Origin of the sequence: Polynucleobacter necessarius (genome assembly GCF_900096755.1) — a bacterium.
Lineage (GTDB): Bacteria > Pseudomonadota > Gammaproteobacteria > Burkholderiales > Burkholderiaceae > Polynucleobacter > Polynucleobacter necessarius_K.
In genome coordinates, this window is sequence record NZ_LT615227.1 from 1,215,578 (window position 1) to 1,236,705 (window position 21,128).

A 21,128-nucleotide genomic window follows, 5' to 3' on the forward strand; every position below is an offset into this window, starting at 1 on the left:
GATGAGAGTAATAGAAGGATTTTTCTGAGCATTTTGAGGTTTTCCAGGCTATTTTTGGGTAATTAACCTATTTTGGCCGAAGCTGTAAATATAAGAGTTATCCCTGATTTGACAGGCGATTTTCTATGGTTTCTATAGATATATACTGGCTTGGCTGTCAGAAAAAATTTATTTGTTAATAGGAGACGAGATGTCACAACACGATACACATTGTCGGCTGCTTTTGAAACTTACAGAGCTGAAAACGAAAAATTTATTGAAAAAGGTATTAAGGCATCTGCTGCGCGTGCACGCAAAGCCTTGCAAGAAATCGCTGGTGCTTGCAAAGAGCGTCGCAAAGAAATTACTGCTGCTAAAGAAGCAATGGAAGCTAAGAAGTAATCCTGACTTCAGACCGATTAAAAAGCCTAGCTTTTGCGAGCTAGGCTTTTTTATTTGCAATCCCTACATTAATAATTACTTTAAATTATAACGCTAAACTAAATAGAGTGAGCTTCATTGCTTGGCTGCGTATAGGGATCAAGGATTGGTATTCGGGGCTATTGGCCCAGGTGTGAGCATCTTCTGCGCTTGGAAACTCTAGTTCCACAAATGTAGTGAAAGGTGCGCAACCCAGCTGATTCCAAAAGAGTTCGGCCATTGATCCGCAATGCCGTATGGAGCCCTTATAAAGCTCAACGGTTTGACTAACCTGTGAGCGGTACTGCTCAAAAGCACTCTGATCGCTTAACTCCATTAATCCAATGACTTTGACCATATTGATTTCCCATAATAATTGCTTGGTGCTAAGAGAGTATATCCACGCTATAGTTATAAGATGAATAGAGAGCGGTTTTTACAGAGCAGCTAATACAAAGCGGATTTCCTGAACCGGTAGAGGTGCAGCAAATTCCTAATGGCCGCCTTGATCAGCATGAGCACCCGTTCGAAGTGAAGGCGCTTGTTACGGAAGGTAGTATTGTTATTGATGGCATTTGCAGTGTATATAAGCCTGGCGACATTTTTCAGTTGGACTGCGGACAGCCTCATGCAGAATCCTATGGACCGCAAGGCGTGAAGTACTTGGCTTCAAGAAAACAATAAAACTAGGATCGTTATGAAAATCGGATTTATTGGTTTGGGAAATATGGGCTTACCAATGGCCCTTAACTTATTAAAAGCGGGGCATGAGGTTACCGGCTTTGATTTAGTGCAAAGTCAATTGGATGCCTTTGCGGCTGCGGGTGGCGCTGTTGCTGCTAATGCAAATGCGACCGCCAAGGATGCGGATGTGTTGATTAGTATGATGTTGCCTGCTTCACGTCATGTTGAAGGGCTATACCTTGGTGCAGCAGGCTTACTGGCCAGTGCAAATCCTAGGACACTGCTCATTGACTGTTCAACCATTTCACCTAAAGCTGCGCAGGCCGTTGCGGCAGAGGCAAAAGTAAAAGGCTTTGTCATGATTGATGCGCCTGTTTCTGGCGGAACTGCGGGTGCACAGGCTGGCACATTAACGTTTATGGTGGGTGGCGATACGAGTGCAGTAGAGTGTGCACGTCCATTACTAGAAAAAATGGGTAAGAATATTTTTCATGCGGGCGCTAATGGCGCAGGACAAACTGTTAAGGTTTGTAACAACATGCTCTTAGGTATTCAGATGCTGGGAACGAGCGAGGCTCTTCGATTGGGAATTGCCAATGGTATGGACCCAAAAGTCCTCTCGGATATCATGTCAAAAAGTTCAGGACGTAACTGGGCTTTGGAATTATACAACCCTTGTCCAGGCGTTATGGAAAACGTTCCATCTTCAAAAGGATATGCCGGTGGCTTTGGGGTAGATCTGATGCTAAAAGATCTGGGCTTAGCAGTTGAGAATGCAAAAAATTTAGATGCTAATGTCCCGTTGGGCCAGTTGGCGCAACAGCTTTACGAGAGTCACAGCAAAGCCGGCAATGGTCAGCTTGATTTCTCAAGTGTGTTTAATCTAAAGAAATAAGCAAATCAAGTTAAGAAACAACTAGAGGCTTCTCTTGACGCTTGCTCATTTGACCGATGACGCGAGCGCCCAAGAATTGATGTTGATTAAAAATATCCAACACTTCTTTGACGCTATCAGGGCTGCAAGAAACCAATAGTCCACCGCTAGTTTGCGGATCAGTCAATAGGGCGCGCTGCGCTGGCGTGAAGTCTGCTGGGATGCCAACCTCATTGCCATAACTCAGCCAGTTCCTATCTGAGGCGCCGGTAATTACGCCATCATCAGCTAGTGTTTGTACGTTAGAGAGCAGTGGTACTTGGCTCCAGTCAATATGTGCTGTGCAGTTTGACCCTCTTGCGAGCTCTAAGGTGTGGCCAGCCAAACCAAAACCAGTGACATCGGTTAAAGCGTGCACGCCAGCCAGTTTTGCTAGGTCTGGTCCTGCAGAGTTGAGCTTAGTTGTGTTGGCAATCATTTCTCGATAGCCATCCTGGCCCAGAAGATCTTTCTTTAGGGCGGCAGATAAGATGCCTACACCTAGCGGCTTACCTAGAATTAATACATCGCCCGGTTTAGCGCTGGCGTTGCTCTTCACACGCTTCGGATCGACGATGCCAATTGCCACCAATCCATAAATAGGTTCGACTGAATCAATCGTGTGTCCGCCTGCAATAGGAATGCCGGCGCTACGACAGGCTTCAGAACCACCTTCTAGAATGCGGGCAATCGTATTGTTGGATAAAACTTTAATTGGCATACCAACTAATGCAAGAGCAAATAACGGTGTGCCACCCATTGCGTAGATATCACTAATTGCATTCGTTGCTGCAATTTTTCCGAAGTCAAATGGGTCGTCAACAATCGGCATGAAAAAATCTGTCGTTGCTACGATCGCTTGAGATTCATTGATTTGATAAACAGCGGCATCATCCGAAGTCTCGATGCCAATGAGCAATTCTTTTGGAAAAGGTAATTGTGGAACGTTCTTGAGAATTTCAGAGAGAACGCCAGGAGCAATCTTGCAGCCACAACCCCCGCCATGAGATAGGGAGGTCAGGCGTGGTTCAATTGTTTGTGTCTCAGTAGTTTGACTCATACCAAATATTCTAAATCCTAGATGAATTAGCGATTAAAGCTTCGTTTCGGTGGGCTGCTGCTGCGCTTTGCGGGTGCTTTTTTAGCAGGGGCGCCACCAGAGTCTGAAGGTCTAGGCTTTCTAGATTGCTGGTGTTGTTGGCTGCGTAGTTGAATTGGTTGGGCAACGGCATTCGGATCCGGCTCAAAACCGGCTATCACTTCTTGCGGGAGCTTTTGCTTGATAAGTTTTTCAATATCCCTGAGCATTTGGTGTTCGTCTACGCACACCAAAGAAACCGCCACACCATTAGATCCTGCGCGACCGGTGCGACCAATGCGATGTACATAATCCTCGGAAACGTTTGGTAGGTCATAGTTCACTACGTGCGGCAGTTGGTCGATATCAATACCGCGCGCAGCAATATCTGTGGCAACTAATGCCGTTAATTTGCCAGCTTTGAAGTCGGCCAATGCTTTGGTGCGAGCGGATTGACTCTTGTTACCATGGATAGCCATGTTGGTAATGCCATCCTTCTCCAGTTGGGTTACCAACTTATTGGCACCATGCTTAGTGCGAGTAAAGACCAGCACTTGCTTCCAGTCATTGCTCTTAATCAGATGGGCTAATAAAGGGTGCTTCTTTGTTCTATCTACAGGGTGAATGAGTTGGGCGATTGCCTCATTGGCGCTATTGCTGCGGGCTACTTCAATTAATTCTGGTGCGTTTAATAATCCATCGGCCAATGCTTTGATCTCAGTAGAGAAGGTTGCCGAGAATAAAAGGTTCTGACGTTGCTTAGGAAGGACAGCTAAGATTTTCTTAATATCACGTAAGAAGCCCATATCGAGCATGCGATCTGCTTCATCAAGAACCAGGATTTCAATATCTTTGAGAGATACACAATTTTGTGACATCAAGTCCAATAGTCGTCCAGGCGTGGCAACCAAAATATCGAGACCGCCGGCAATAGCTTTAATTTGTGGATTGGCGCCCACACCACCAAAAATGACTGTGGACTTTAAACCAGTGTATTTGCCATAAGTTAGAACTGACTCTTGAACTTGGGCTGCTAATTCACGAGTGGGCGTCAAAATTAATACGCGCAATAGACGCTTGCCTGAAGCTGCCTTGGTTGAGGTAAGTCGTTGCAAGATTGGCAGCGTAAAGCCAGCGGTTTTTCCTGTCCCAGTTTGCGCTGCAGCCAATAGATCGCCACCTTTTAAAACGGCAGGAATTGATTTAGCTTGAATGGGGGTGGGGCTGGTGTAGCCTTCTTCAGCAATAGCGCGAAGAATAGGTTCTGATAAACCGAGATCTGTAAATAACATAGGGGCCAATAAAGTATTGACCGTATTCAACGTATTTAAAAATCGACTATCCCGGTCAATGGGGTGAGCTGCCACGCTAGAGCGTTTGCAGTAAGAGGCCCTATTTTAAGTCATCCTCCTTAATAACTAGAGAATTAGGCTGGATTCCATAGATTAGGCACAAGATTGTTGGCATAGCCAGAGACAAATGATTTTTCTGCGCCTGTAATGGGATCAAAGACTGAACGATGAATTCTGCCGATATTGCCGCCATATACATGAATGCTGATCGAAGTCTTATCACTCAGGCTGTTCTCAACCACATGAATATCATGCGTGTTCGGTGATACGGTATCCACATGGCCAGGAGGGCTGACACAAGCTTCGCCCGCCTTAAAGCCGCCTCCTGCTTGAGGGGTAGTATGGCGTGCCCTTTTCCTCGCCACGCAGTTGGCCAACCATGCCCCAGACAGTGTGATTGTGGATGGGTGTTTTCTGTCCAGGGCCCCACACGAAACTCACAACAGAGAAGCGATCTAATGGGTCTGCATAGAGCAGATATTGTTGGTAATGCTGTGGGTGAGGCTTTGTGAATTCTTCTGGCAGCCAATCATCAGTGGCAATCAGTTTTTCTAAAAGACTTTTGCCTTTGGTAAAAATAATTTCTTCGCTTGGATTTTCTTCAAGCAGTACGCTCAGATCTTTAACAAAGCTCAGTAATTTTCCATCAGACATCTTGCGCTCCTTTGCTGATATCACTCAGTAGAGAATAGCCATTCAGGCCATGCTTTGGGTTTCAGGGTGCCGGTGTCTACACAGACAATATGTAATGTAGCGCTTGCGATGACTTGCAGTTCGTCGCTATCAGGAAGCTTTCGTTGTGCAGTTTGCTTCACTGTTACTTGCGTGCGACTGCGGTGTTCGATGACTTGGTCGATATAAAGAATGTCATCCAGGCGACCTGGCTTGTAGAAATTCATTGTCAGCTCACGAACCGGCATGACGATATTCAATTCATCGATAAGCTTAGTTGGACTCAACCCCTTTTGGGCAAGCCACTCTGCGCGACTGCGTTCAAAAATTTCGAGATAACGGCCGTGATATACAAAGCCCGCTGCATCGGTATCGGAGTAACAAACCCGATGAATGTAAGTGACGGCTGAGTCTGGAGCAGGGAGATTAGTCATGGGTTATTAAATCTATTTTGGCAATAATAGGATCATATTACGATGAGGGATGCCGGCCTCATCATACGTAGGGCCCTCAACTACAAAGCCCAGTCATTTATAAAATGGCATAGCAGCCACTTGGGAGTGCAAGATTAATTTCTGAACCCCTTGCAACTTTGCCAAGTCGATTAGTCTTTTCAGAATCTGGGTTCCAACACCTTGGTTTCTAAATTGAGCCAAGACGGCCATTCTTCCAATTTGGGCCTGACCACCACTGAGCCCTACTAATCTACCCGTGCCTATGCATTGAGCGTCTTGGTAGGCAAGGGCGTGGGCAGCGGATAAATCAAACTCATCGATTTCTAGCTCGAATGGCACCCCTTGCTCTTGGATGAACACCTCGACGTACCAAAAAGGCGTCTATTTCTGCTTCTTGCCAGGATTTAGTCAGTATTTTCAAGATCTATGGGCTCTTAATTGCCAATCACCATTCAATTTACCAAAGAAGGGTTGTAATAGTTCTGTGGCGCACTAAAAGAGTCTTATTCCATGGTTACAATGAATTGTGGCCCCTTCTAGAGCCCATCTAAACCTTTTACTCAAATAGGGGTTATTTTGAAGAAATCTTTATTAGCTGGTTTGTTTGCAGCCGTAGGTATTACCTTTGCGGCCTCTGTTTTTGCTCAAGCACCTGCAAAAATGTTGCCTTTGGCAGCTGAAGTAGTTGTGCTTAGCGCAACGGTTGATTCAGTGGATGTTAAAAAACGTATCGTTGTATTGAAAGATGTAAACGGTAATTTGGTGCAAATGAATGTTGCTAAATCTGTTAATGATTTAGATAAAGTTAAAAAAGGTGACTTGTTCTTGGTTGAGCATGCACAAGCGATTGCAGTTGGCTTGACTGCAGTTGGTAAAGATCAAAAACCTGGTGTATCAAGTGTGCGCTCTGTTGTTGTTGCTGGCAAAGGTTCAGCTAAGCCATTTGAAGAAACAACTGACACTATTTATGCAACTGTCAAGATTTCAACAATCGATCAAAAAACACGTATCGTGACGACTTTCACAATGCCTAATGGCGAGAAGCAAAAGGTAAAAGTTGATCCTGCAGTTCTCGGCCTCGAGAAATTCAAAGCTGGTGATGACGTGATGGTTGAGTTTGTTGACGATACAGCTATCGGCTTCGTAACACCTAAGAAGTAAGTATTGAATTAAGCATTAAACATGCTGGCTGTTACGTCAGATATAAAAAGGCCCGCTAATGCGGGCTTTTTTATATCTACTTAATGGGAGTACTTAAGCACCCTTGGCAATCATGACGTCAGAGGCCTTGACCACAGCCCAGGCTTGATCACCAACCTTGAGGTTGAGCTCGTCAACAGCCTCATTGGTAATAGAAGCAGTAACAATATGACCCCCACCAATATCAAGTTTTACGTGTGAAGTGGTTTGACCCCATTTTGAGTTCAACAACTTTGCCGTTAAGGGTGTTGCGCGCGCTGAGTTTGACCTTGAGTTCCATGATTTCTCCTAAGGAACGTACTGCTTTGCATATGCAGCATCATTATAAAGAGGCTCCTTATATTTGGACTTGCCGTAATTACGAATAATCGACTGGCCTTCATCTGATGCTACAAATTGGATGAATTTCACGGCAATTTCGCGATCTGGAGTGCTGCCGGCAGGGGCGGCAAGCGCATCATAGGTGTTCACCAAGAATTTATCGCCGCGGTACAAAATAACTAACTTAGGGGCAACGTCCTCTTCGGCAACCCAGGTGCTGCTATCGCTCATAAAGTACGCATTCTCAGCATTTGCTTTTTTGAGGGACGCAGTCATAAAGTCATTAGTAACGATATACCAGCCACCTTCAGGAGTGATGCCTGCCTGCTTCCAGATACCCATCTCTTTTTGATGAGTGCTAGATTTATCTCCGCGAGAAATGAAATTGGTTTGAGCCTTTGCGATTTTGGAGTAGGCGTCTGCACCGCTAGCTGAGGACTTGATCTTTGCAGGATCTGACTTGGGGCCAACAATGTAAAACTCATTAGATCCAATCAGCGTTCTGTTAGTGGCCCAGCCTTCGGAGATGGCTTTATTTACCGCATCAGGGGCATGCACCATGATCATATCTACTTGTTGATTCTTGAGTAGATTGAGGGATGCACCGCTACCAGCTTTGATCCAAATAAGGCGGGCACCTTCCTGCTTGTCAAAGCCCCCCAAGTGCTTGAAGTAGTCCAAGTTCCCCTGGGCTGCCGGTGGCAAGTTTGAAACTCTTGTTGCCTTGTCCGTAGGTCGCTTCAGGCTTAAGGGAATTATTTTGTGCCATTGTGGTTTGCATGGTGATGCTGGTAGTTAAACCAGCAATCATCATTAGCCAATACTTGAGGGATGTTCTCATTGTTTTTTAGCATTCGGGAAGAAGAGTTGTTCGCCATCAATCTTGTAGCTAGCAATAACGTCCTGTCCATTTTTGGAGATAGGCCAATCAATAAAGGCTTGGCCTTCTGCTTTTTTCACATGCGGGAACTTTGCTGGGTTCACTAGCATGACGCCGTATTGATTAAAGAGTTTTGGGTCTCCTTGAACCAGAATAGTTAAGTCGCCACGGTTTTTAAAGCTAATCCACGTACCACGGTCTGCAAGTATGTAGCCATTCATCGCAGATGCTGTGTTCAGGGCGGGGCCCATACCTGAGCCAGTTTCTTTATACCAAGCCTGGCTTGTGGGGATACCGCTACACCGGCACCTTTCCAGTAGCGAAGTTCTGCGGCGTGAGTACCGCTCTTATCGCCGCGGGATACGAAGGGCGCTTGAGCCGCTGCAATCTTTTGAAGTGCCGCTTGAATATCCTTGCTGCCACCAATTTTTGCAGGATCTGATTTTGGCCCAATGAGAACGAAGTCGTTGTATATCACTTCGTAGCGTTTAGTGGAGTAGCCTTCTTCCACAAACTTTTCTTCCGCAGGCTTGTCATGAACAAATACAACATCTGCATCGCCACGGCGACCAATATCTAATGCTTGGCCCGTGCCAACTGCGACAACTTTTACCTCAATACCTGTTTTCATCTTAAAGATGGGGAGGATAAAGTTAAATAGTCCAGATTGTTGATGTGGTCGAGGAAACTACGATGCTTTTGCTTTGTGCATAAGCTTGATGACCAGAGATTGAGAGAGCCAGGAATTGAGAGAGCCAGGATGGCACTCATTACTAAGTTGCTAAATATAGTTTTTTCATGGCAAACAATAAAAGGGTTGATTAAGTGGTTATCATCGCATACATTATTACTACATGAATATGCAAAAAATTACATATGCAAATTGAGGTCAGACCAACGCTTATCGTTAATAACCCCAAGGAAGGTAAGGGATCCATTGATCTTGCTTGGCTGGTTGAGCTTCTTAAAGAGATTGGGAGCGGGAGCTCCTTGGTTATTGCCAGTAAAAAATCTGGCACATCTTATAGGGGCGCCTGGGGAAAGCTGAATGAGGCCGAAGCTGCACTTGGAATGAGCTTGATTGTGCGCACCAAAGGCCACGGTTCGGTACTAACGGAATTTGGAAAATTCTTAATTCAGTACATTGATGATATGCAAGCTGGATTCTCGCAATACGGCAGCACCTATCAAGATAGCTTGATAAAGGAAATTAAGAAGATTCAAAAATCCGAAAGCTTAAAGTGGAAGTTCCTCTCTAGCAGTGATTCTATTATTCAAAAAGTTGCGGGCGAGCTGAAGGGCTTTGATTTAAAGATTGCCGGTTCAGGTGAATCGCTTGAAAAGCTTTTAAATAAAGAAGCACATATTGCTGGATACCATGTTTCAAATGAGCAAAGCTCTAAAGCGATTCATCGCCGTCTTTCTAAGAGCGATATTCAGATCTATCCAGTAATGAAGCGAACTCAGGGTTTGATTGTGAAAAAAGGAAATCCTTTGCACATTAAATCTCTAGACGATTTACTTAATCCAAAGATCCGCTTTATCAATCGTCAGATAGGTTCGGGTACCAGACTCTTGTTTGACACTCTCTTATTGGAAGAGGGAATCGAGGCTTCGGAGATTAACGGCTACCTACAAGAAGAATTTACGCACTCAGCTGTTGCAAATGCCATCTTGGCAGGTAAGGCTGATGTTGGTGTGGGCGTCAAGAATATCGCGATGGAAAACGGTCTTGGGCTTATCCCCCTGAAGGATGAGATCTTCTTCCTTGCTATGCATAAAGATATGGTGGCGCAAGCTGAGGCCTCCAGGCTGATTCGTAAAATCCGAAGTTATTCTGGTGAGACGCCTGGCTATAAGGCGGTTGGCTTAAATCGTCAAATTGAGAACTGGTTGTAATTCAAAAGTCCGTAGTTTTGTTGCATTCAATCCAATAGAATGGTTGGCATGCTATCTCGCCTTCACCTTTTCCTGATCACAATACTCTGTAGTGCAAATCTAGCATTTGCCCAGGGTGCAACTGTTGCTGTCGCTGCCAATATGAAAGATGCATTTGGTGAAATTGCAACCGCCTTCAAGCTAACCGGTAAATCTGAGATGAGGGTGGTCTATGGCTCATCCGGAAACTTCACTGCACAAATTCTGAATGGTGCTCCATTTAATGTATTGATTGCTGCCGATGAGCATTTCCCTCTGGAGTTATATAAAAAGGGCAAGGCTGTCAATGAAGGCGTAGTTTATGCAATAGGCAAACTGGCGCTAATAGCAAAAACATCCTCTGGAATCACTTTGGTAGATAACAAAGTTGAGATTGCTAAAGCAATTGCAAGGGCCAATAAGATTGCCATTGCAAAACCAGATCTTGCTCCTTACGGCAAAGCGGCTGTGGAGTATCTCAAGGCAGAGGGCCTTTGGGATTTGGCTAAAGATAAGTTGGTATACGGAGATAACGTTGGGGCTGCAACAACCTATGTTGTTACTGGCGCTGCCGATCTAGGATTTACTGCCCTCTCATTGGCCAGGTCTCCTGAGGTTGCCCCTCAAGAGGCGCAAGATTTATATCAATTTATGCAGGGTGCAAAAGCAAAAGCGATCTTGCAAAAATACGGCTACACCGCGCCCTAGTTATTGAGCTGGCTTCATGTATTGAAGCATTTCCTGTAAGGCTTCCCGCGGTGATTTCTCTAGCTGCTTTACAACTGCCTCATAGTCTTGTGCCGGACGATTTTGACTGAGTTTAAATTTCACAACCAAGCTATTGACCGTTAGCTCTATTCCAATAATCGCTTTGAGCATCATCTGAACGTATTCCTCTGGGGCATCATCTAGCTTCCGGGTGGATTGATAGGTAGGCTCATGAATGTTAGTCATTTGTGCGACATGACTTCTGAGCCATGCTGGGTCATCAATGAGTTTGATTGATCCTTGTGCGTGCACTACAGCGTAGTTCCATGTTGGAACCACTTTTCCAGATTCTTGTTTGGAGGGATACCAGGTGGGTGTGACGTAAGCATTGGGACCATTAAAGATTGCTGTAACAGCAGTATTTGCGCTGCCGGCAACTTTGGTTAATGGATTGCTTCTGGCGATATGTCCGTAGAGTTTAGATTTGTCTTCACTCAACATTAATGGCAGATGATTAATCTCTAGCTGACCATCTAGATTGCCAATGATCGTAGCGAGTGGGTGCTCTGAAATTAATTGACCCAAAATCGCTGGATCTTCAACTAAAAAATGTTTAGGTAGGTACATGATGGTGTGGTCAAAATAGTGTGTGATTAGTATGCATTAATCCCGCCATTTTTGTTTTGGATCAAGCCTTGAGGGTCTCAAATAGCCCATCATGAGAGGGTAGAGCCCGATTTCACACGAATAATATTCATTCTCATTTGGGGATATAATTCAACAAATACCAAGCCCATATCCAATTCATGAAATTAGACCAGGTTGATCTCGGCAGCCTTTATCGCGTTAGCGAAGTAAATGCGCCAAAAGGCGCCCCTCAAATTAAGGGGCAGCTGGAGGATATTGGCTTTTTGCCAGGCGAGCAGGTAACTGTCCTGCGTAAGGGATTATTGGGTAAAGGTCCATACATGGTTCGTGTTGGCGCTTCAACTTTTGCTTTGCGCAAATTTGAGGCATGCATGATTTCTGTTGAAGCTTTGTCGCATGTCTGAATCTAAAGTCCATTTTTTCTCAAACGAGCCTATCGTTGCTTTATTGGGTAATCCCAATTGCGGAAAAACGGCCTTATTTAATTTACTTACCGGTAGTCGTCAGAAGGTGGCCAACTATTCTGGTGTCACTGTCGATAGAAAAGAAGGGCGCCTCGCTCTGGAGTCTGGAAAAAATATTCGCATTCTTGATTTACCTGGTGCCTATAGTCTTTATCCAAGATCACTCGATGAGCGTGTGACTTGCAATGTATTGCTGGGCAGAGCAGAGGGCGAGAAGCGTCCTGATTTGGTGATTTGTGTATTAAGCGCTATTAACTTACGTCGCAACTTACGTCTGGTATTGGCAGCCAAGCGCCTAGGGTTGCCTTGTGTAGTGGTGTTGAATATGCTCGATATTGCCCAGCGCCAAGGCTTGCAGATTGATACTGCTGCTTTATCGAATGAGCTGGGCTTACCGGTGCTCACTAGCATTGGAATTCAAGCTAATGGGGCAGATGGGATTAAGAAGTTTCTATCAGGGCTAGATTGGCGTAACTTACAGGGATTACAGACTGGTACCAGTGATGCCACTTTGGAGAATGCAGCTTCGCATATTGCGCATACTGAATCTGATAACGTTCAAGTACAAAGAATTTTGCAAAACCTCAAACTGGATCGGATTATTCCTGATCAATTGAGTGATCGCTTAGATGCGGTGTTGTTGCATCCGGTCTTTGGCCCCATCATTTTGGTGGCTCTACTCTTTTGCATATTCCAGGCAGTATTTAGTTGGGCGACTGTACCCATGGATCTGATTAAGACTGCGGTTGAATATCTGGGTGCGCAAATTGCTGAATTCCTGCCAAATAATTGGGTACGCAGTTTATTTATCAATGGCATTTTGGCCGGGCTAGGTGGGGTGGTAATTTTCCTGCCGCAAATTTTGATTCTGTTCTTTTTCATTTTGTTGCTTGAGGAATCAGGCTATCTCCCAAGGGCTGCCTATTTGCTCGATAGAGTGATGGGCTCCGTTGGTCTGTCTGGCAGATCATTCATTCCGTTGCTGTCTAGTTTTGCTTGTGCGATCCCCGGCATCATGGCAACCAGAAGCATCTCCAATGCTAGAGATCGCATGGTGACCATCTTGATTGCGCCAATGATGACTTGCTCTGCGCGTTTGCCTGTGTACGCCCTGTTAATCTCTGCATTTATTCCTGAGCAAAAGCTTTGGGCTGGTATTGATTTGCAAGGCCTAGTTCTGTTCTTGTTATACCTAGCGGGCATCTTGGGGGCTATGGCGGTGGCGTGGATTCTGAAGCGCTTCACCAGCGAGCAGTTTGGGATGAATGCGCTCATGATGGAGCTACCTAGTTACCATTTGCCGCGCTTAGGTAATTTAGCTATTAGCCTGTGGCAGCGCGCTGAAATCTTCTTGCGTCGCGTCGGCGGAATCATCCTGATCATGACAATTGCCTTATGGGCGCTGTCTAGCTTTCCATTTCCTCCTGAGGGTGCTACCGGATCGCCGATTCAGTACAGTTTTGCGGGGATGATGGGGCAGGCCTTGGCACATATCTTCTCGCCGATTGGATTTAATTGGCAAATTAGTATTGCCTTGGTGCCTGGTATGGCTGCTCGCGAAGTGGTGGTGAGCTCATTGGCAACTGTCTATGCACTATCTAGTTCTAGTGTAGATGCTGCTGATGCACTTATTCCTCTGATTTCTAGTGGCTGGCCATTGGCAACAGCACTTTCTTTATTGGCTTGGTTTGTATTTGCGCCTCAGTGCCTATCAACCATTGCTGCAGTGAAGCGCGAAACTGGGGGCTGGAAAATTCCGATCATTATGCTCAGTTACTTATTTGGCCTGGCATATATCGCTGCCTTTATTACCTATCAGATTGCTAGCGCACTAGGCCTGGCTTAATTGGCTCTGGATCAAAGCAAGCTTTCTTAAATTCAGATACTCTCTTAGGTATTCATTAATAAAGAGAGTATTCAAATGACTTGCAACCCCCTTTTCTTTGTACTGTCCTGTTTGATTGGTGTTTCAGCCTCAAATTTGGCGATGGCTCAGTCAGGTGAGGGCACTTATAAGCAAGTCTGCGCCAATTGCCATGGCGCGGGCGTACTAAATGCCCCTAAGTTCGGTGATAAAGCTAAATGGGCACCATTGATTGCCGAAGGCCAGGTCACATTGACTGCCCATGCTTATTTTGGCGTGCGTGCGATGCCTCCAAAAGGCGGCAATCCCAATTTGAGCATCGAAGGATTTTCTGATGCACTGGTTTATATGGTGAATAACTCTGGCGGTAACTGGAAATCACCGGATGCAAAAACGATTGCAGCAATCAATAAAGAAATTGAAGTGCGTAAAGCAGGATCTAGCAGGCAGTAATTCAATGCAATCGATGCTAAGCGCACTTAGCATCGATTGATCTATTAGTCCGCCTTAATATTGGCGTCCTTAACAACTTTGCTCCACATACTGAGTTCGCGGGAGATTCGCTTGCTGGAGATAGGTAGTTCACATAAACACCGGCAGCAAGCATGCGCTCTTGAAGATCCGGGCGTTGCAAGATTAACTTGATATCAGTGCTCAACTTATCAATAATGGGTTTAGGCGTTCCTGCTGGCGCCAAAATGCCAAACATGCTTACTACATCAAAGTTCGGCAAGCCAGTAGCCTCAGTAACTGTGGGTACATCTGGCAATTGGCTGATGCGTTTGGCTGTAGTAACCGCTAAGGGTCTCAATTGGCCTGCTTGAATAAATTGCAAGGCCGCAGGGACGGTCTCGGACATAGCCAGCATCTGGCCACCAACTAAGTCAGTCATAGCAGGGCCGCTGCCCTTGTAAGGTACATGCAATAAATCTAATCCGAGCTGGAACCTAAACATTTCCATCGCAAGACGTTGAGGTGCTCCAGCACCAGAAGATGCAAAAGTCAGCTTTCCTGGATTGGCTTTTGCATAAGCAATGAACTCTTTCATATTCTTCACGGGGACAGACGGGTTCACAACAAATACAAGCGACACTACACCCACCACATCGACAGGAGCGAAGTCTTTTTCAAGGTTGTACTTGATCTTGTCTTTATCAAGATTGGCGTTAATGGCATGTAAGCTTAGGGCACCCATTAATAAGGTGTAACCATCGGGCGTTGACTTGGCAACCATGTCTGCGCCGATATTGCCGATATCGCCTGCGCGGTTATCAGGAATTACCTGTTGGTTCAGTGTTTTCGAAAGCTCTTGAGCCATGATGCGGCCAATCACATCAGTCGCTCCACCTGGCGGGTAAGGAATAACTAATTTAATTGGTTTATCTGGATAGCTTTTAATTGCAGCGCTGCTGGTTTGTGCAAGCAGGGGGCTGCTTACCAAGCTGGCGCATAGGAGTAGGCCGAAGCCCTTAGTTAGATTTAGTCTCATGTTGTATTTTTAGTATTTGGTTTGGATGCGAATTTCTATTATCTACAGAATTCAGATTCCTGCGCTGGGTCAATGAATTCATTGTTTCCTTAACTACAATGAGTTAATGACCCTAGAGCCTCACCATATTGAAATCGTTGGATATTGCGCTGCATTCTTAACGACTGTGGCCTTTTTGCCTCAGGCAATCCAGTCTTGGCGCGCCAAAGACCTCTCTGGAATTTCCCCCCTGGGGATGTATTCCTTATTTACGACTGGGGTGGGTTTATGGCTGGTCTATGGCCTGATTATTGAGAAGTGGCCTCTCATCCTGGCGAATGCACTAACTTTTGCTTTGGCCCTTAGCATCTTATTGTTGAAATTGCGTCATACTTCTAAACATCAGAAATAAAACACGCCATTATCAAAATTCTTAGAAAGGTATCTTATGAGTTCAGCTTTCGTGATTGATCCGCCAGCAGTTATTTCATTGCCCGTGACTGGCGACTCACGTCGCTTTGCAGTCAATCGCATTTACTGCGTTGGCCGCAATTATGCCGATCATGCACGCGAGATGGGCCATGATCCAGATCGTGAGCCACCTTTCTTTTTTATGAAACCAGCAAACTCTATCGTGACCGACGGTAAAGATATGCATTTTCCTAGTCTGTCGAATGATGTCCATCATGAAATTGAAATGGTCGTCGCAATTGGTAAGGGCGGCGCAAATATTTCTGCAGATAAAGCCTTAGATCATGTCTATGGATACGGCGTTGGTTTGGATATGACAAGACGCGATCTTCAGGGCGAGGCCAAGAAGATGGGGCGCCCTTGGGATACAGGCAAAGCATTTGACCAATCTGCTCCGTGCGGAGAAATTACTCCGGCTAGCAAATGCGGCCATCCTGCCAAAGGTAGCGTAAAGCTCCTAGTGAATGGCGAAGTGCGCCAAGAAGGCGATCTGAATCAATTGATTTGGAATGTGCCTGACACCATTGCTTATCTTTCCACCTTGTTCACTTTAGAGCCAGGGGATTTAATTTTCTCTGGAACGCCTGCTGGGGTTGGTCCGGTTAAGAAGGGTGACGTACTAGAGGGAAGCGTAGCAGGCCTTCCAAGCTTGAAGACAAAAATTATTTAATCGGATTGCTGAAATGATGATCTTGCTCAGAAGAATTTCTACAGTGTGCGCAGCGGTAATATGTGTGGCCTCCCTAACATCCTGCGTAAGTACTGAGCAAGCATCTTCAACGACGCCCGTCAGTTTTTATGCCAATGCGGCACCGTTGGATCTGCGTCTAAGTGCTTGGCCTTATCCATACCCATTAAAAGAATTTAAAACTTCTTTGCAGGGTCAGTCTGCAGCAATGGTTTATATGGATGTGGCAGCGGTGGGCAAGCAAAAAGTGTGGTGCTGCTATTTCATGGAAAAAACTTTTCCAGTGATTATTGGGCTCCCGCAATTGCTGGTTTAACTCAAGCTGGTTATCGCGTCATTGCGCCAGATCAAATTGGTTTTGGTAAGTCATCTAAGCCGGATGATGTTGCTTATCACTTTGATGATTTGGCGGCTAATACCAAAGCTTTATTAGCATCACTCAAAATTCAAAAGGTATCTGCCATTGCTAATTCCATGGGTGGGATGGTTGGGGTACGCTTTGCCCGTCTTTATCATCCGCAAACGGTCCAAAAGCTGGTGCTTGAAAACCCGCTTGGTCTTGAGGATTACTCCAAAGATATTCCTCCGCAGAAAAATGATGATTTACTGAAATTAGAGATGGCTCAAACAGAAACGAGTTATCGCCGTTTCTTACAAAGTTACTTCCCAAACTGGCAGCCAAGTTATGAAAAGTTTGTCGAGGTTTACGTGCGAGTGCAAAAGGGGCCTGACTACCACCCAGCTTATGCCAAAACCTCACTCAGTGTTGACCTATCAGATGATCGCGGAAAAACCAGTAGTCAATGATTTGCCGCAATTGAAGATGCCGGTATTGTTGGTGATAGGGCAGAAGGATCGGACGGTATTTGGTCGTCGCTTCGCGCCGCCGGAAGCCGTTAAGTCTCTAGGCAACTTCCCGGAATTAGGGAAAAAGGCCCAGGCGGCGATTCCTAATGCTCAGTTAGTGCCAATTGAAAACGTGGGTCATGCGCCTCACGTAGAGGTGCCTGATGTATTTGTTAAAACAGTGGTGCAGTTTTTAAACGCTAAAAACTAATTACTTGCCATTCCATTTGGGTGAGCGACCTTCTAAGAAGGCGTTCACACCCTCTTTGAAGTCATTGCTGTTATAGGTCTCACGCATCAAGTCTGTGCAGTCGGGAAGATTGCTGCCAGGTCATGGCATTACGGGCAGTTGGATTGTTAAATGTAATCCGTGCAATGTGGCCGATGATTTCCAGGTTGAGGCAGGGTGGGTTGGCGCTTGTAGTCATAGAGGCATTCTAAACAAAAGGCCATGCCCATAGCCCTGACTTAGGTAATTTATTCTTACGAGTAGGCTCCTGCGCTAGAATTCAACCATGTACATGTTCCTGCCTTTTCTGACAGCCTTTATCGGACTCATTTTGGTCTGGTTTGAAAAACGTATTGCAGGTGTAGCAGTTTTAGCAATTACTGTTGCCATCTTGGCAGCTTGGTTCCGCTTTCATGCAACCAGTCATCTCAACATCAGTCTGTAATTTATTGTGAGCAAGTACGCCTTTCCATCACTCGCCGCACTTGGTAACCAGTTAGCATTATTAGCGGTTATTGGGATACTTTCATACGCATTCGTAGACCAGATTTATTTTGGTGAGCTGCCTTGTCCTTTGTGTCTAATGCAGCGGGTTGGTTTTGTCATCATCGGTTTTGCTTTGGTGCTCAATATTCGTTGTGGCGAACATTACGCTCACTATGGCTGGGGTATTCTTGGCGGCTTAGTGGGAATGATGGTTTCCCTGCGCCAAGTTTTTCTTCATATCCTGCCAGGCGATAAAGGATTTGGCGCTACTTTTCTAGAGTTGCATTTTTACACCTGGGCGTTTGTGGGTTATATGGGTCTTCTGGCTGGACAGGCGGCCATTCTTTTAATGCTCCCAAATCGGAACGTACGTTCACGCTCTTGGTTTGCAAACGCGCTGGTTATTGTGTTTATCTTGTTGGTGTTAGGTAACCTGGTTTCTACTTTGCTCGAGTGTGGCATTGGCCCTTGCGCTGATGATCCAGTGAAATATGAGGGCTGGCTTTAGATTAATAGACTATGCGATACCCCCGAGCTCTAAACACTTTTCTCATCCTTTTCGCGCTCTCGCTGTATTCCCTGGGTGCTCATGCGCAAGGCTCAAAAGCAAAAGCCAGTTGGCCAAAGCAGGCTATTCGCATAGTGGTGACTTTTACGCCTGGAGGCGCCCCAGATATTCTGGCACGCGTTTTAGCGGAGAGTTGGCAGCAAAGTTTGGGTGTGCCTGTGCTGGTTGAGAATCGCCCTGGTTATGGCGGCAATATTGGCGCTGATCTGGTTGCTAAAAGCGAGCCCGATGGCTACACATTACTCATTGGCACTGTCGGTATTCATGCGATTAATAACTCGCTCTACGACAAGATGTCTTTTGATCCAGCGAAAGATTTCATCCCGATTAGTTTTTTGGCTAGCACTCCCAATGTATTAATTGTGAATAAACAATTAGGTGTGATTAATTGGCATGAGCTGATCGAGCTAGCTAAAGCTAAGCCCAACCAATTGACCTTTGGCTCTTCTGGTGTCGGCACCTCATTGCACATGTCGGGCGAGTTATTTAAAGAAATGGCAGGAATACAAATACGTCATATTCCTTACAAAGGCCGCGCTCAGTCTTTGCCGGACTTGGTAAGCGGTCGTATCTCCATGCTTTTTGACAACCTGTCATCTTCTTTGCCATTAATCAAAGCGGGGGAGGTGCATGCTTTAGGGGTGACTACTTTAAAGCGCTCGCCAGCAGCTCCAGAAATTCCGACCTTGGCCGAACAAGGCTTGCCTGGTTTTGAAGCTGTTTCCTGGTTTTCTTTAATGGCCCCTGCACGCTTGCCTGTGAATATCCAAAATCGCTTAAATCAACTAGTGCGTCAAACATTAAGCAATCCTGATGTCAAAAGCCGGCTCTTGGCAGGCGGTCTAGAGCCCGCCCCTGGCAAGCCCTAAGGATCTATCGAAATTGATTGCCAGCGAGTCTAGTAAGTGGGGTAGAGTGGTTACTCAGTCTGGTGCGAGAAACTAGATCAGTAAATAAGCTGTTTTCTTGTCAGCTTAGTCCTATTTAAGGCGTTATATACAGCATGGGTAGTATCTTTACTTTTGAATGCCTTCAGCTGGCTCGGTTGCTTAAATTTTCAGCATTACGCTCACTAAGGTTTGCGCCTGTCCTGGCGCTAACGCTCTTGGTTGGTTGCGCGACGCAAATGCAGCAAGTGAAGATGAACGACGCCAAGGAGCAGTTCAAAAACGGCGATCTACAAAATACTGCCGCCGCCATCCAAACGGCATTTAAAGATAAAAATACGCTTTACTACCTTGAGTTAGGCGAGGTCCAAAGGCTGCAGGGACCTACTCAGATTCCCAATAGCACCCAAAATTTGTTAGCCGCAGATCAATTAGTGAGTCGCTGGGAAATCACTACTAGCGATAAAGTGAGGCGTTCTTTTTCTGGAGCAAGTTCTTATGTGCTCTCTGAAGGTGTCAGTAGTGAATACGATCCTAAGCCGTACGAAGTGACGCTGTTAAGTCAAACACTTGCGCTCAATCACTTATCTCAGGGGCGGTGGGATGACGCTATGGTTGAGGCCAAAAAAATGGCGCAACGTGAAAAGTTGATTGAAGAACTTATTCAAAGCAAAGTTGCTGCAGTTTTGAAAACAGAGCAAGAGCAACAAAATAATCAAACAACGCGTGGTGCCACGAGTCGTATTCAGGAGATTAATGGCTACCCCATTAACTTATTGGATGACGAAGAAACGCGTAGCCTCAAGAATTCATATCAAAACCCAGCTGCCTATTATCTATCGGGTTTCATACATGAGTCCCAAGGGGAGGCTAGTCTTGCAGCACCGGGCTATCGTTTGGCAATTGAATTGCGCCCCCAAGTCAGCTTTTTCAAAACTAGTATTGCTAAGCTCGATTCTAATATTGCGAATCAGAAAAAAAGTTTTGCTGATGCCTTAATCGTTATTGATACGGGCTACATGCCAAAAATTACGCCTTATCAAATTAGCCAAACATTCAATATTGGCGGCAATTCAAAATTAGCTACCTTAACCTTCCCTGTCATTGAAAAGTCCACCGAGCGCTACAAGCCAACTCTCGTACAGTTGGGTGATCGAGCTGCCAACCCTGAGTTGGTTGCCAATATTGATGCTATGGCTAGAAAGAATTTGCATGATGAGATGCCGGGATATGTTTTAAGAGCCTCATCCAGGGCTTTAGTTTCTCTGGCTGCTCAATACGCCGCAGACCAGGCTGCCCAACAAGCAGCCCGAAGAAATAACCAAAACAATCAAAACAATGGCACCGCTGCGATTGTTGGAGCAATTGCTGGGCTAATCACTGGTTATGGTTTACAGGCAATCAATGTGACAGACACGCGTCATTGGTCAACCTTACCTGCGCAAACGTATATGGCCAGAATGGGCATGCCAATTGGCCCAACCGTACTCAAATACACCTTGCCTTCAGGGGCAACACTGAGCCAAACAGTCAACCTAGTTGGTGGCTATAACGTTATTTACATACGTATGTTTAGAAATAGAGCAACTGTTCTCACATCAAATGACCCGGCAGCATTGCCTGCAAAGGTAATGACTCCGACTCTTCAGGCTCCAGCTACTCAAGCAGTCCCTACTGCTGTAGGGGTGTCTCCGTTGCCTGCAGTCATTCAGCCAAAGCCGCAGGAAGGCGCATTTGAAGGTTTGAAAAAACTTTGGGGCGGACTTCAGGAGCCCAAGTTAGACGAAGGGGCTGCTAATGGTGGCAACGCCAACCCCTGCCAATATTGTAATACCGATATCGAGCCCTGCATCAACCCCTGCTAGCAGTAATATTGAGGAAGTGAAGCCCTATGGAGCCACCCAATTTACTAAATAGCTTTCAAAAGCTT

29 protein-coding genes and 1 pseudogene are annotated in these 21,128 nt (G+C 45.7%); 17 read left to right on the forward strand and 13 right to left on the reverse strand.

The window, feature by feature from the left end; genetic code table 11:
- Positions 1 to 210: 210 nt before the first annotated feature.
- Complete coding sequence (locus DXE27_RS06390) at positions 211 to 381, forward strand: hypothetical protein (protein ID WP_172457119.1); 171 nt, start codon at positions 211 to 213, stop codon at positions 379 to 381.
- Between the two features lie 85 nt (positions 382 to 466).
- On the opposite strand, the gene DXE27_RS06395 is transcribed toward DXE27_RS06390, so the two are convergent.
- Positions 467 to 757, reverse strand: a complete 291-nt coding sequence (locus DXE27_RS06395; protein ID WP_128113344.1) for a DUF1330 domain-containing protein — start codon at positions 755 to 757, stop codon at positions 467 to 469.
- Between the two features lie 122 nt (positions 758 to 879).
- Between DXE27_RS06395 and DXE27_RS06400 the strand changes: the two genes are divergently transcribed.
- Together DXE27_RS06400 and mmsB are read left to right on the forward strand one after the other, a co-directional pair.
- The gene (locus tag DXE27_RS06400; RefSeq protein ID WP_231969697.1) at positions 880 to 1,083 is read left to right on the forward strand and encodes a cupin domain-containing protein; all 204 of its coding nucleotides are present in this window, start codon (positions 880 to 882) and stop codon (positions 1,081 to 1,083) included.
- A 13-nt stretch (positions 1,084 to 1,096) separates the two neighbouring features.
- The gene (mmsB, locus tag DXE27_RS06405; protein WP_128113346.1) at positions 1,097 to 1,978 is read left to right on the forward strand and encodes a 3-hydroxyisobutyrate dehydrogenase; all 882 of its coding nucleotides are present in this window, start codon (positions 1,097 to 1,099) and stop codon (positions 1,976 to 1,978) included.
- Between the two features lie 10 nt (positions 1,979 to 1,988).
- Here the strand turns inward: mmsB and selD are convergent, their stop codons facing one another.
- From selD to DXE27_RS06430, 5 genes and pseudogenes are all read right to left on the reverse strand, one after another.
- Positions 1,989 to 3,056: a selenide, water dikinase SelD gene (gene selD / locus DXE27_RS06410; protein ID WP_128113347.1), complete on the reverse strand. Its 1,068-nt coding sequence runs from the start codon at positions 3,054 to 3,056 to the stop codon at positions 1,989 to 1,991.
- 26 nt (positions 3,057 to 3,082) lie between these two features.
- A complete protein-coding gene (locus DXE27_RS06415) occupies positions 3,083 to 4,366 on the reverse strand; it encodes a DEAD/DEAH box helicase (RefSeq protein WP_128113727.1) in 1,284 nt (427 codons plus the stop codon).
- Between the two features lie 134 nt (positions 4,367 to 4,500).
- Positions 4,501 to 5,080: pseudogene (locus tag DXE27_RS06420) on the reverse strand (cysteine dioxygenase family protein).
- 20 nt (positions 5,081 to 5,100) lie between these two features.
- Positions 5,101 to 5,532, reverse strand: a complete 432-nt coding sequence (locus DXE27_RS06425; protein WP_128113348.1) for a YbgC/FadM family acyl-CoA thioesterase — start codon at positions 5,530 to 5,532, stop codon at positions 5,101 to 5,103.
- A gap of 93 nt (positions 5,533 to 5,625) precedes the next feature.
- Entirely contained in the window at positions 5,626 to 5,892 is a 267-nt protein-coding gene (locus DXE27_RS06430) for a GNAT family N-acetyltransferase (protein ID WP_231969698.1), read from the reverse strand.
- Between the two features lie 237 nt (positions 5,893 to 6,129).
- Here DXE27_RS06430 and DXE27_RS06435 point away from each other — a divergent pair, with 237 nt between their 5' ends.
- Positions 6,130 to 6,714: a hypothetical protein gene (locus DXE27_RS06435; RefSeq protein ID WP_128113349.1), complete on the forward strand. Its 585-nt coding sequence runs from the start codon at positions 6,130 to 6,132 to the stop codon at positions 6,712 to 6,714.
- A 93-nt stretch (positions 6,715 to 6,807) separates the two neighbouring features.
- Here the strand turns inward: DXE27_RS06435 and DXE27_RS06440 are convergent, their stop codons facing one another.
- From DXE27_RS06440 to DXE27_RS10450, 5 genes are read right to left on the reverse strand one after another with little or no spacing between them, the layout of a single operon-like run.
- The gene (locus DXE27_RS06440; RefSeq protein ID WP_231969699.1) at positions 6,808 to 6,981 is read right to left on the reverse strand and encodes a TOBE domain-containing protein; all 174 of its coding nucleotides are present in this window, start codon (positions 6,979 to 6,981) and stop codon (positions 6,808 to 6,810) included.
- 60 nt (positions 6,982 to 7,041) lie between these two features.
- The gene (locus DXE27_RS06445; protein ID WP_415064448.1) at positions 7,042 to 7,779 is read right to left on the reverse strand and encodes an ABC transporter substrate-binding protein; all 738 of its coding nucleotides are present in this window, start codon (positions 7,777 to 7,779) and stop codon (positions 7,042 to 7,044) included.
- Positions 7,724 to 7,915: a hypothetical protein gene (locus DXE27_RS09250; protein WP_197712351.1), complete on the reverse strand. Its 192-nt coding sequence runs from the start codon at positions 7,913 to 7,915 to the stop codon at positions 7,724 to 7,726. The genes DXE27_RS06445 and DXE27_RS09250 overlap by 56 nt, the downstream gene beginning before the upstream one ends.
- Complete coding sequence (locus tag DXE27_RS10445) at positions 7,912 to 8,205, reverse strand: substrate-binding domain-containing protein (protein WP_231969700.1); 294 nt, start codon at positions 8,203 to 8,205, stop codon at positions 7,912 to 7,914. The genes DXE27_RS09250 and DXE27_RS10445 overlap by 4 nt, the downstream gene beginning before the upstream one ends.
- The gene (locus DXE27_RS10450) at positions 8,190 to 8,585 is read right to left on the reverse strand and encodes an ABC transporter substrate-binding protein (RefSeq protein ID WP_231969701.1); all 396 of its coding nucleotides are present in this window, start codon (positions 8,583 to 8,585) and stop codon (positions 8,190 to 8,192) included. Before DXE27_RS10450 ends, DXE27_RS10445 begins: the two co-directional genes overlap by 16 nt.
- A 245-nt stretch (positions 8,586 to 8,830) precedes the next feature.
- Here DXE27_RS10450 and DXE27_RS06455 point away from each other — a divergent pair, with 245 nt between their 5' ends.
- Together DXE27_RS06455 and modA are read left to right on the forward strand one after the other, a co-directional pair.
- Complete coding sequence (locus tag DXE27_RS06455; protein WP_128113350.1) at positions 8,831 to 9,853, forward strand: substrate-binding domain-containing protein; 1,023 nt, start codon at positions 8,831 to 8,833, stop codon at positions 9,851 to 9,853.
- Between the two features lie 48 nt (positions 9,854 to 9,901).
- On the forward strand, positions 9,902 to 10,579 hold the full coding sequence (gene modA, locus DXE27_RS06460; RefSeq protein WP_231969702.1) for a molybdate ABC transporter substrate-binding protein: 678 nt from the start codon (positions 9,902 to 9,904) through the stop codon (positions 10,577 to 10,579).
- On the opposite strand, the gene DXE27_RS06465 is transcribed toward modA, so the two are convergent.
- Positions 10,580 to 11,206 (reverse strand): FMN-binding negative transcriptional regulator, encoded by a 627-nt coding sequence (locus tag DXE27_RS06465; protein WP_128113352.1) that lies wholly within the window; start codon positions 11,204 to 11,206, stop codon positions 10,580 to 10,582.
- 179 nt (positions 11,207 to 11,385) lie between these two features.
- Between DXE27_RS06465 and DXE27_RS06470 the strand changes: the two genes are divergently transcribed.
- From DXE27_RS06470 to DXE27_RS06480, 3 genes are all read left to right on the forward strand, one after another.
- Positions 11,386 to 11,631: a FeoA family protein gene (locus DXE27_RS06470; protein WP_128113353.1), complete on the forward strand. Its 246-nt coding sequence runs from the start codon at positions 11,386 to 11,388 to the stop codon at positions 11,629 to 11,631.
- Positions 11,624 to 13,537: a ferrous iron transporter B gene (gene feoB, locus DXE27_RS06475; RefSeq protein WP_128113354.1), complete on the forward strand. Its 1,914-nt coding sequence runs from the start codon at positions 11,624 to 11,626 to the stop codon at positions 13,535 to 13,537. Before DXE27_RS06470 ends, feoB begins: the two co-directional genes overlap by 8 nt.
- A 75-nt stretch (positions 13,538 to 13,612) precedes the next feature.
- Positions 13,613 to 14,008: a c-type cytochrome gene (locus DXE27_RS06480; RefSeq protein WP_128113355.1), complete on the forward strand. Its 396-nt coding sequence runs from the start codon at positions 13,613 to 13,615 to the stop codon at positions 14,006 to 14,008.
- Positions 14,009 to 14,024: 16 nt separating this feature from the next.
- Here DXE27_RS06480 and DXE27_RS06485 read toward each other — a convergent pair whose 3' ends face one another.
- Positions 14,025 to 15,044: a Bug family tripartite tricarboxylate transporter substrate binding protein gene (locus DXE27_RS06485; RefSeq protein ID WP_231969703.1), complete on the reverse strand. Its 1,020-nt coding sequence runs from the start codon at positions 15,042 to 15,044 to the stop codon at positions 14,025 to 14,027.
- Between the two features lie 106 nt (positions 15,045 to 15,150).
- Between DXE27_RS06485 and DXE27_RS06490 the strand changes: the two genes are divergently transcribed.
- From DXE27_RS06490 to DXE27_RS06520, 8 genes are all read left to right on the forward strand, one after another.
- Positions 15,151 to 15,435, forward strand: a complete 285-nt coding sequence (locus DXE27_RS06490; RefSeq protein ID WP_128113356.1) for a SemiSWEET transporter — start codon at positions 15,151 to 15,153, stop codon at positions 15,433 to 15,435.
- A gap of 36 nt (positions 15,436 to 15,471) precedes the next feature.
- Positions 15,472 to 16,164, forward strand: coding sequence for a fumarylacetoacetate hydrolase family protein (locus DXE27_RS06495; protein ID WP_128113357.1), 693 nt, complete (start codon positions 15,472 to 15,474; stop codon positions 16,162 to 16,164).
- A 267-nt stretch (positions 16,165 to 16,431) separates the two neighbouring features.
- Complete coding sequence (locus DXE27_RS09255) at positions 16,432 to 16,989, forward strand: alpha/beta fold hydrolase (RefSeq protein ID WP_231969704.1); 558 nt, start codon at positions 16,432 to 16,434, stop codon at positions 16,987 to 16,989.
- Positions 16,961 to 17,239 (forward strand): alpha/beta fold hydrolase, encoded by a 279-nt coding sequence (locus DXE27_RS09260; protein WP_197712353.1) that lies wholly within the window; start codon positions 16,961 to 16,963, stop codon positions 17,237 to 17,239. Before DXE27_RS09255 ends, DXE27_RS09260 begins: the two co-directional genes overlap by 29 nt.
- Before the next feature lie 304 nt (positions 17,240 to 17,543).
- The gene (locus DXE27_RS08955; RefSeq protein ID WP_172457120.1) at positions 17,544 to 17,702 is read left to right on the forward strand and encodes a DUF5993 family protein; all 159 of its coding nucleotides are present in this window, start codon (positions 17,544 to 17,546) and stop codon (positions 17,700 to 17,702) included.
- A gap of 6 nt (positions 17,703 to 17,708) precedes the next feature.
- Positions 17,709 to 18,251, forward strand: coding sequence for a disulfide bond formation protein B (locus tag DXE27_RS06510; RefSeq protein WP_128113358.1), 543 nt, complete (start codon positions 17,709 to 17,711; stop codon positions 18,249 to 18,251).
- Between the two features lie 11 nt (positions 18,252 to 18,262).
- On the forward strand, positions 18,263 to 19,180 hold the full coding sequence (locus DXE27_RS06515; protein ID WP_231969705.1) for a Bug family tripartite tricarboxylate transporter substrate binding protein: 918 nt from the start codon (positions 18,263 to 18,265) through the stop codon (positions 19,178 to 19,180).
- A 272-nt stretch (positions 19,181 to 19,452) separates the two neighbouring features.
- Positions 19,453 to 21,063, forward strand: a complete 1,611-nt coding sequence (locus DXE27_RS06520; RefSeq protein ID WP_231969706.1) for a COG3014 family protein — start codon at positions 19,453 to 19,455, stop codon at positions 21,061 to 21,063.
- The last annotated feature ends 65 nt before the right edge of the window (positions 21,064 to 21,128 follow it).

Excerpts from the sequence above, each read along its gene's own strand:
- DXE27_RS06395 (WP_128113344.1), bottom strand. The coding sequence starts at position 757 with ATGGTCAAAGTCATTGGATTAATGGAGTTAAGCGATCAGAGTGCTTTT.
- mmsB (WP_128113346.1), top strand. The coding sequence starts at position 1,097 with ATGAAAATCGGATTTATTGGTTTGGGAAATATGGGCTTACCAATGGCC.
- selD (WP_128113347.1), bottom strand. The coding sequence starts at position 3,056 with ATGAGTCAAACTACTGAGACACAAACAATTGAACCACGCCTGACCTCC.
- DXE27_RS06415 (WP_128113727.1), bottom strand. The coding sequence starts at position 4,366 with ATGTTATTTACAGATCTCGGTTTATCAGAACCTATTCTTCGCGCTATT.
- DXE27_RS06425 (WP_128113348.1), bottom strand. The coding sequence starts at position 5,532 with ATGACTAATCTCCCTGCTCCAGACTCAGCCGTCACTTACATTCATCGG.
- DXE27_RS09250 (WP_197712351.1), bottom strand. The coding sequence starts at position 7,915 with ATGAGAACATCCCTCAAGTATTGGCTAATGATGATTGCTGGTTTAACT.
- DXE27_RS10445 (WP_231969700.1), bottom strand. The coding sequence starts at position 8,205 with ATGGGCCCCGCCCTGAACACAGCATCTGCGATGAATGGCTACATACTT.
- DXE27_RS10450 (WP_231969701.1), bottom strand. The coding sequence starts at position 8,585 with ATGAAAACAGGTATTGAGGTAAAAGTTGTCGCAGTTGGCACGGGCCAA.
- DXE27_RS06455 (WP_128113350.1), top strand. The coding sequence starts at position 8,831 with ATGCAAATTGAGGTCAGACCAACGCTTATCGTTAATAACCCCAAGGAA.
- modA (WP_231969702.1), top strand. The coding sequence starts at position 9,902 with ATGCTATCTCGCCTTCACCTTTTCCTGATCACAATACTCTGTAGTGCA.
- DXE27_RS06465 (WP_128113352.1), bottom strand. The coding sequence starts at position 11,206 with ATGTACCTACCTAAACATTTTTTAGTTGAAGATCCAGCGATTTTGGGT.
- DXE27_RS06470 (WP_128113353.1), top strand. The coding sequence starts at position 11,386 with ATGAAATTAGACCAGGTTGATCTCGGCAGCCTTTATCGCGTTAGCGAA.
- feoB (WP_128113354.1), top strand. The coding sequence starts at position 11,624 with ATGTCTGAATCTAAAGTCCATTTTTTCTCAAACGAGCCTATCGTTGCT.
- DXE27_RS06480 (WP_128113355.1), top strand. The coding sequence starts at position 13,613 with ATGACTTGCAACCCCCTTTTCTTTGTACTGTCCTGTTTGATTGGTGTT.
- DXE27_RS06485 (WP_231969703.1), bottom strand. The coding sequence starts at position 15,044 with ATGAGACTAAATCTAACTAAGGGCTTCGGCCTACTCCTATGCGCCAGC.
- DXE27_RS06490 (WP_128113356.1), top strand. The coding sequence starts at position 15,151 with ATGACCCTAGAGCCTCACCATATTGAAATCGTTGGATATTGCGCTGCA.
- DXE27_RS06495 (WP_128113357.1), top strand. The coding sequence starts at position 15,472 with ATGAGTTCAGCTTTCGTGATTGATCCGCCAGCAGTTATTTCATTGCCC.
- DXE27_RS09260 (WP_197712353.1), top strand. The coding sequence starts at position 16,961 with ATGATCGCGGAAAAACCAGTAGTCAATGATTTGCCGCAATTGAAGATG.
- DXE27_RS08955 (WP_172457120.1), top strand. The coding sequence starts at position 17,544 with ATGTACATGTTCCTGCCTTTTCTGACAGCCTTTATCGGACTCATTTTG.
- DXE27_RS06515 (WP_231969705.1), top strand. The coding sequence starts at position 18,263 with ATGCGATACCCCCGAGCTCTAAACACTTTTCTCATCCTTTTCGCGCTC.
- DXE27_RS06520 (WP_231969706.1), top strand. The coding sequence starts at position 19,453 with ATGAACGACGCCAAGGAGCAGTTCAAAAACGGCGATCTACAAAATACT.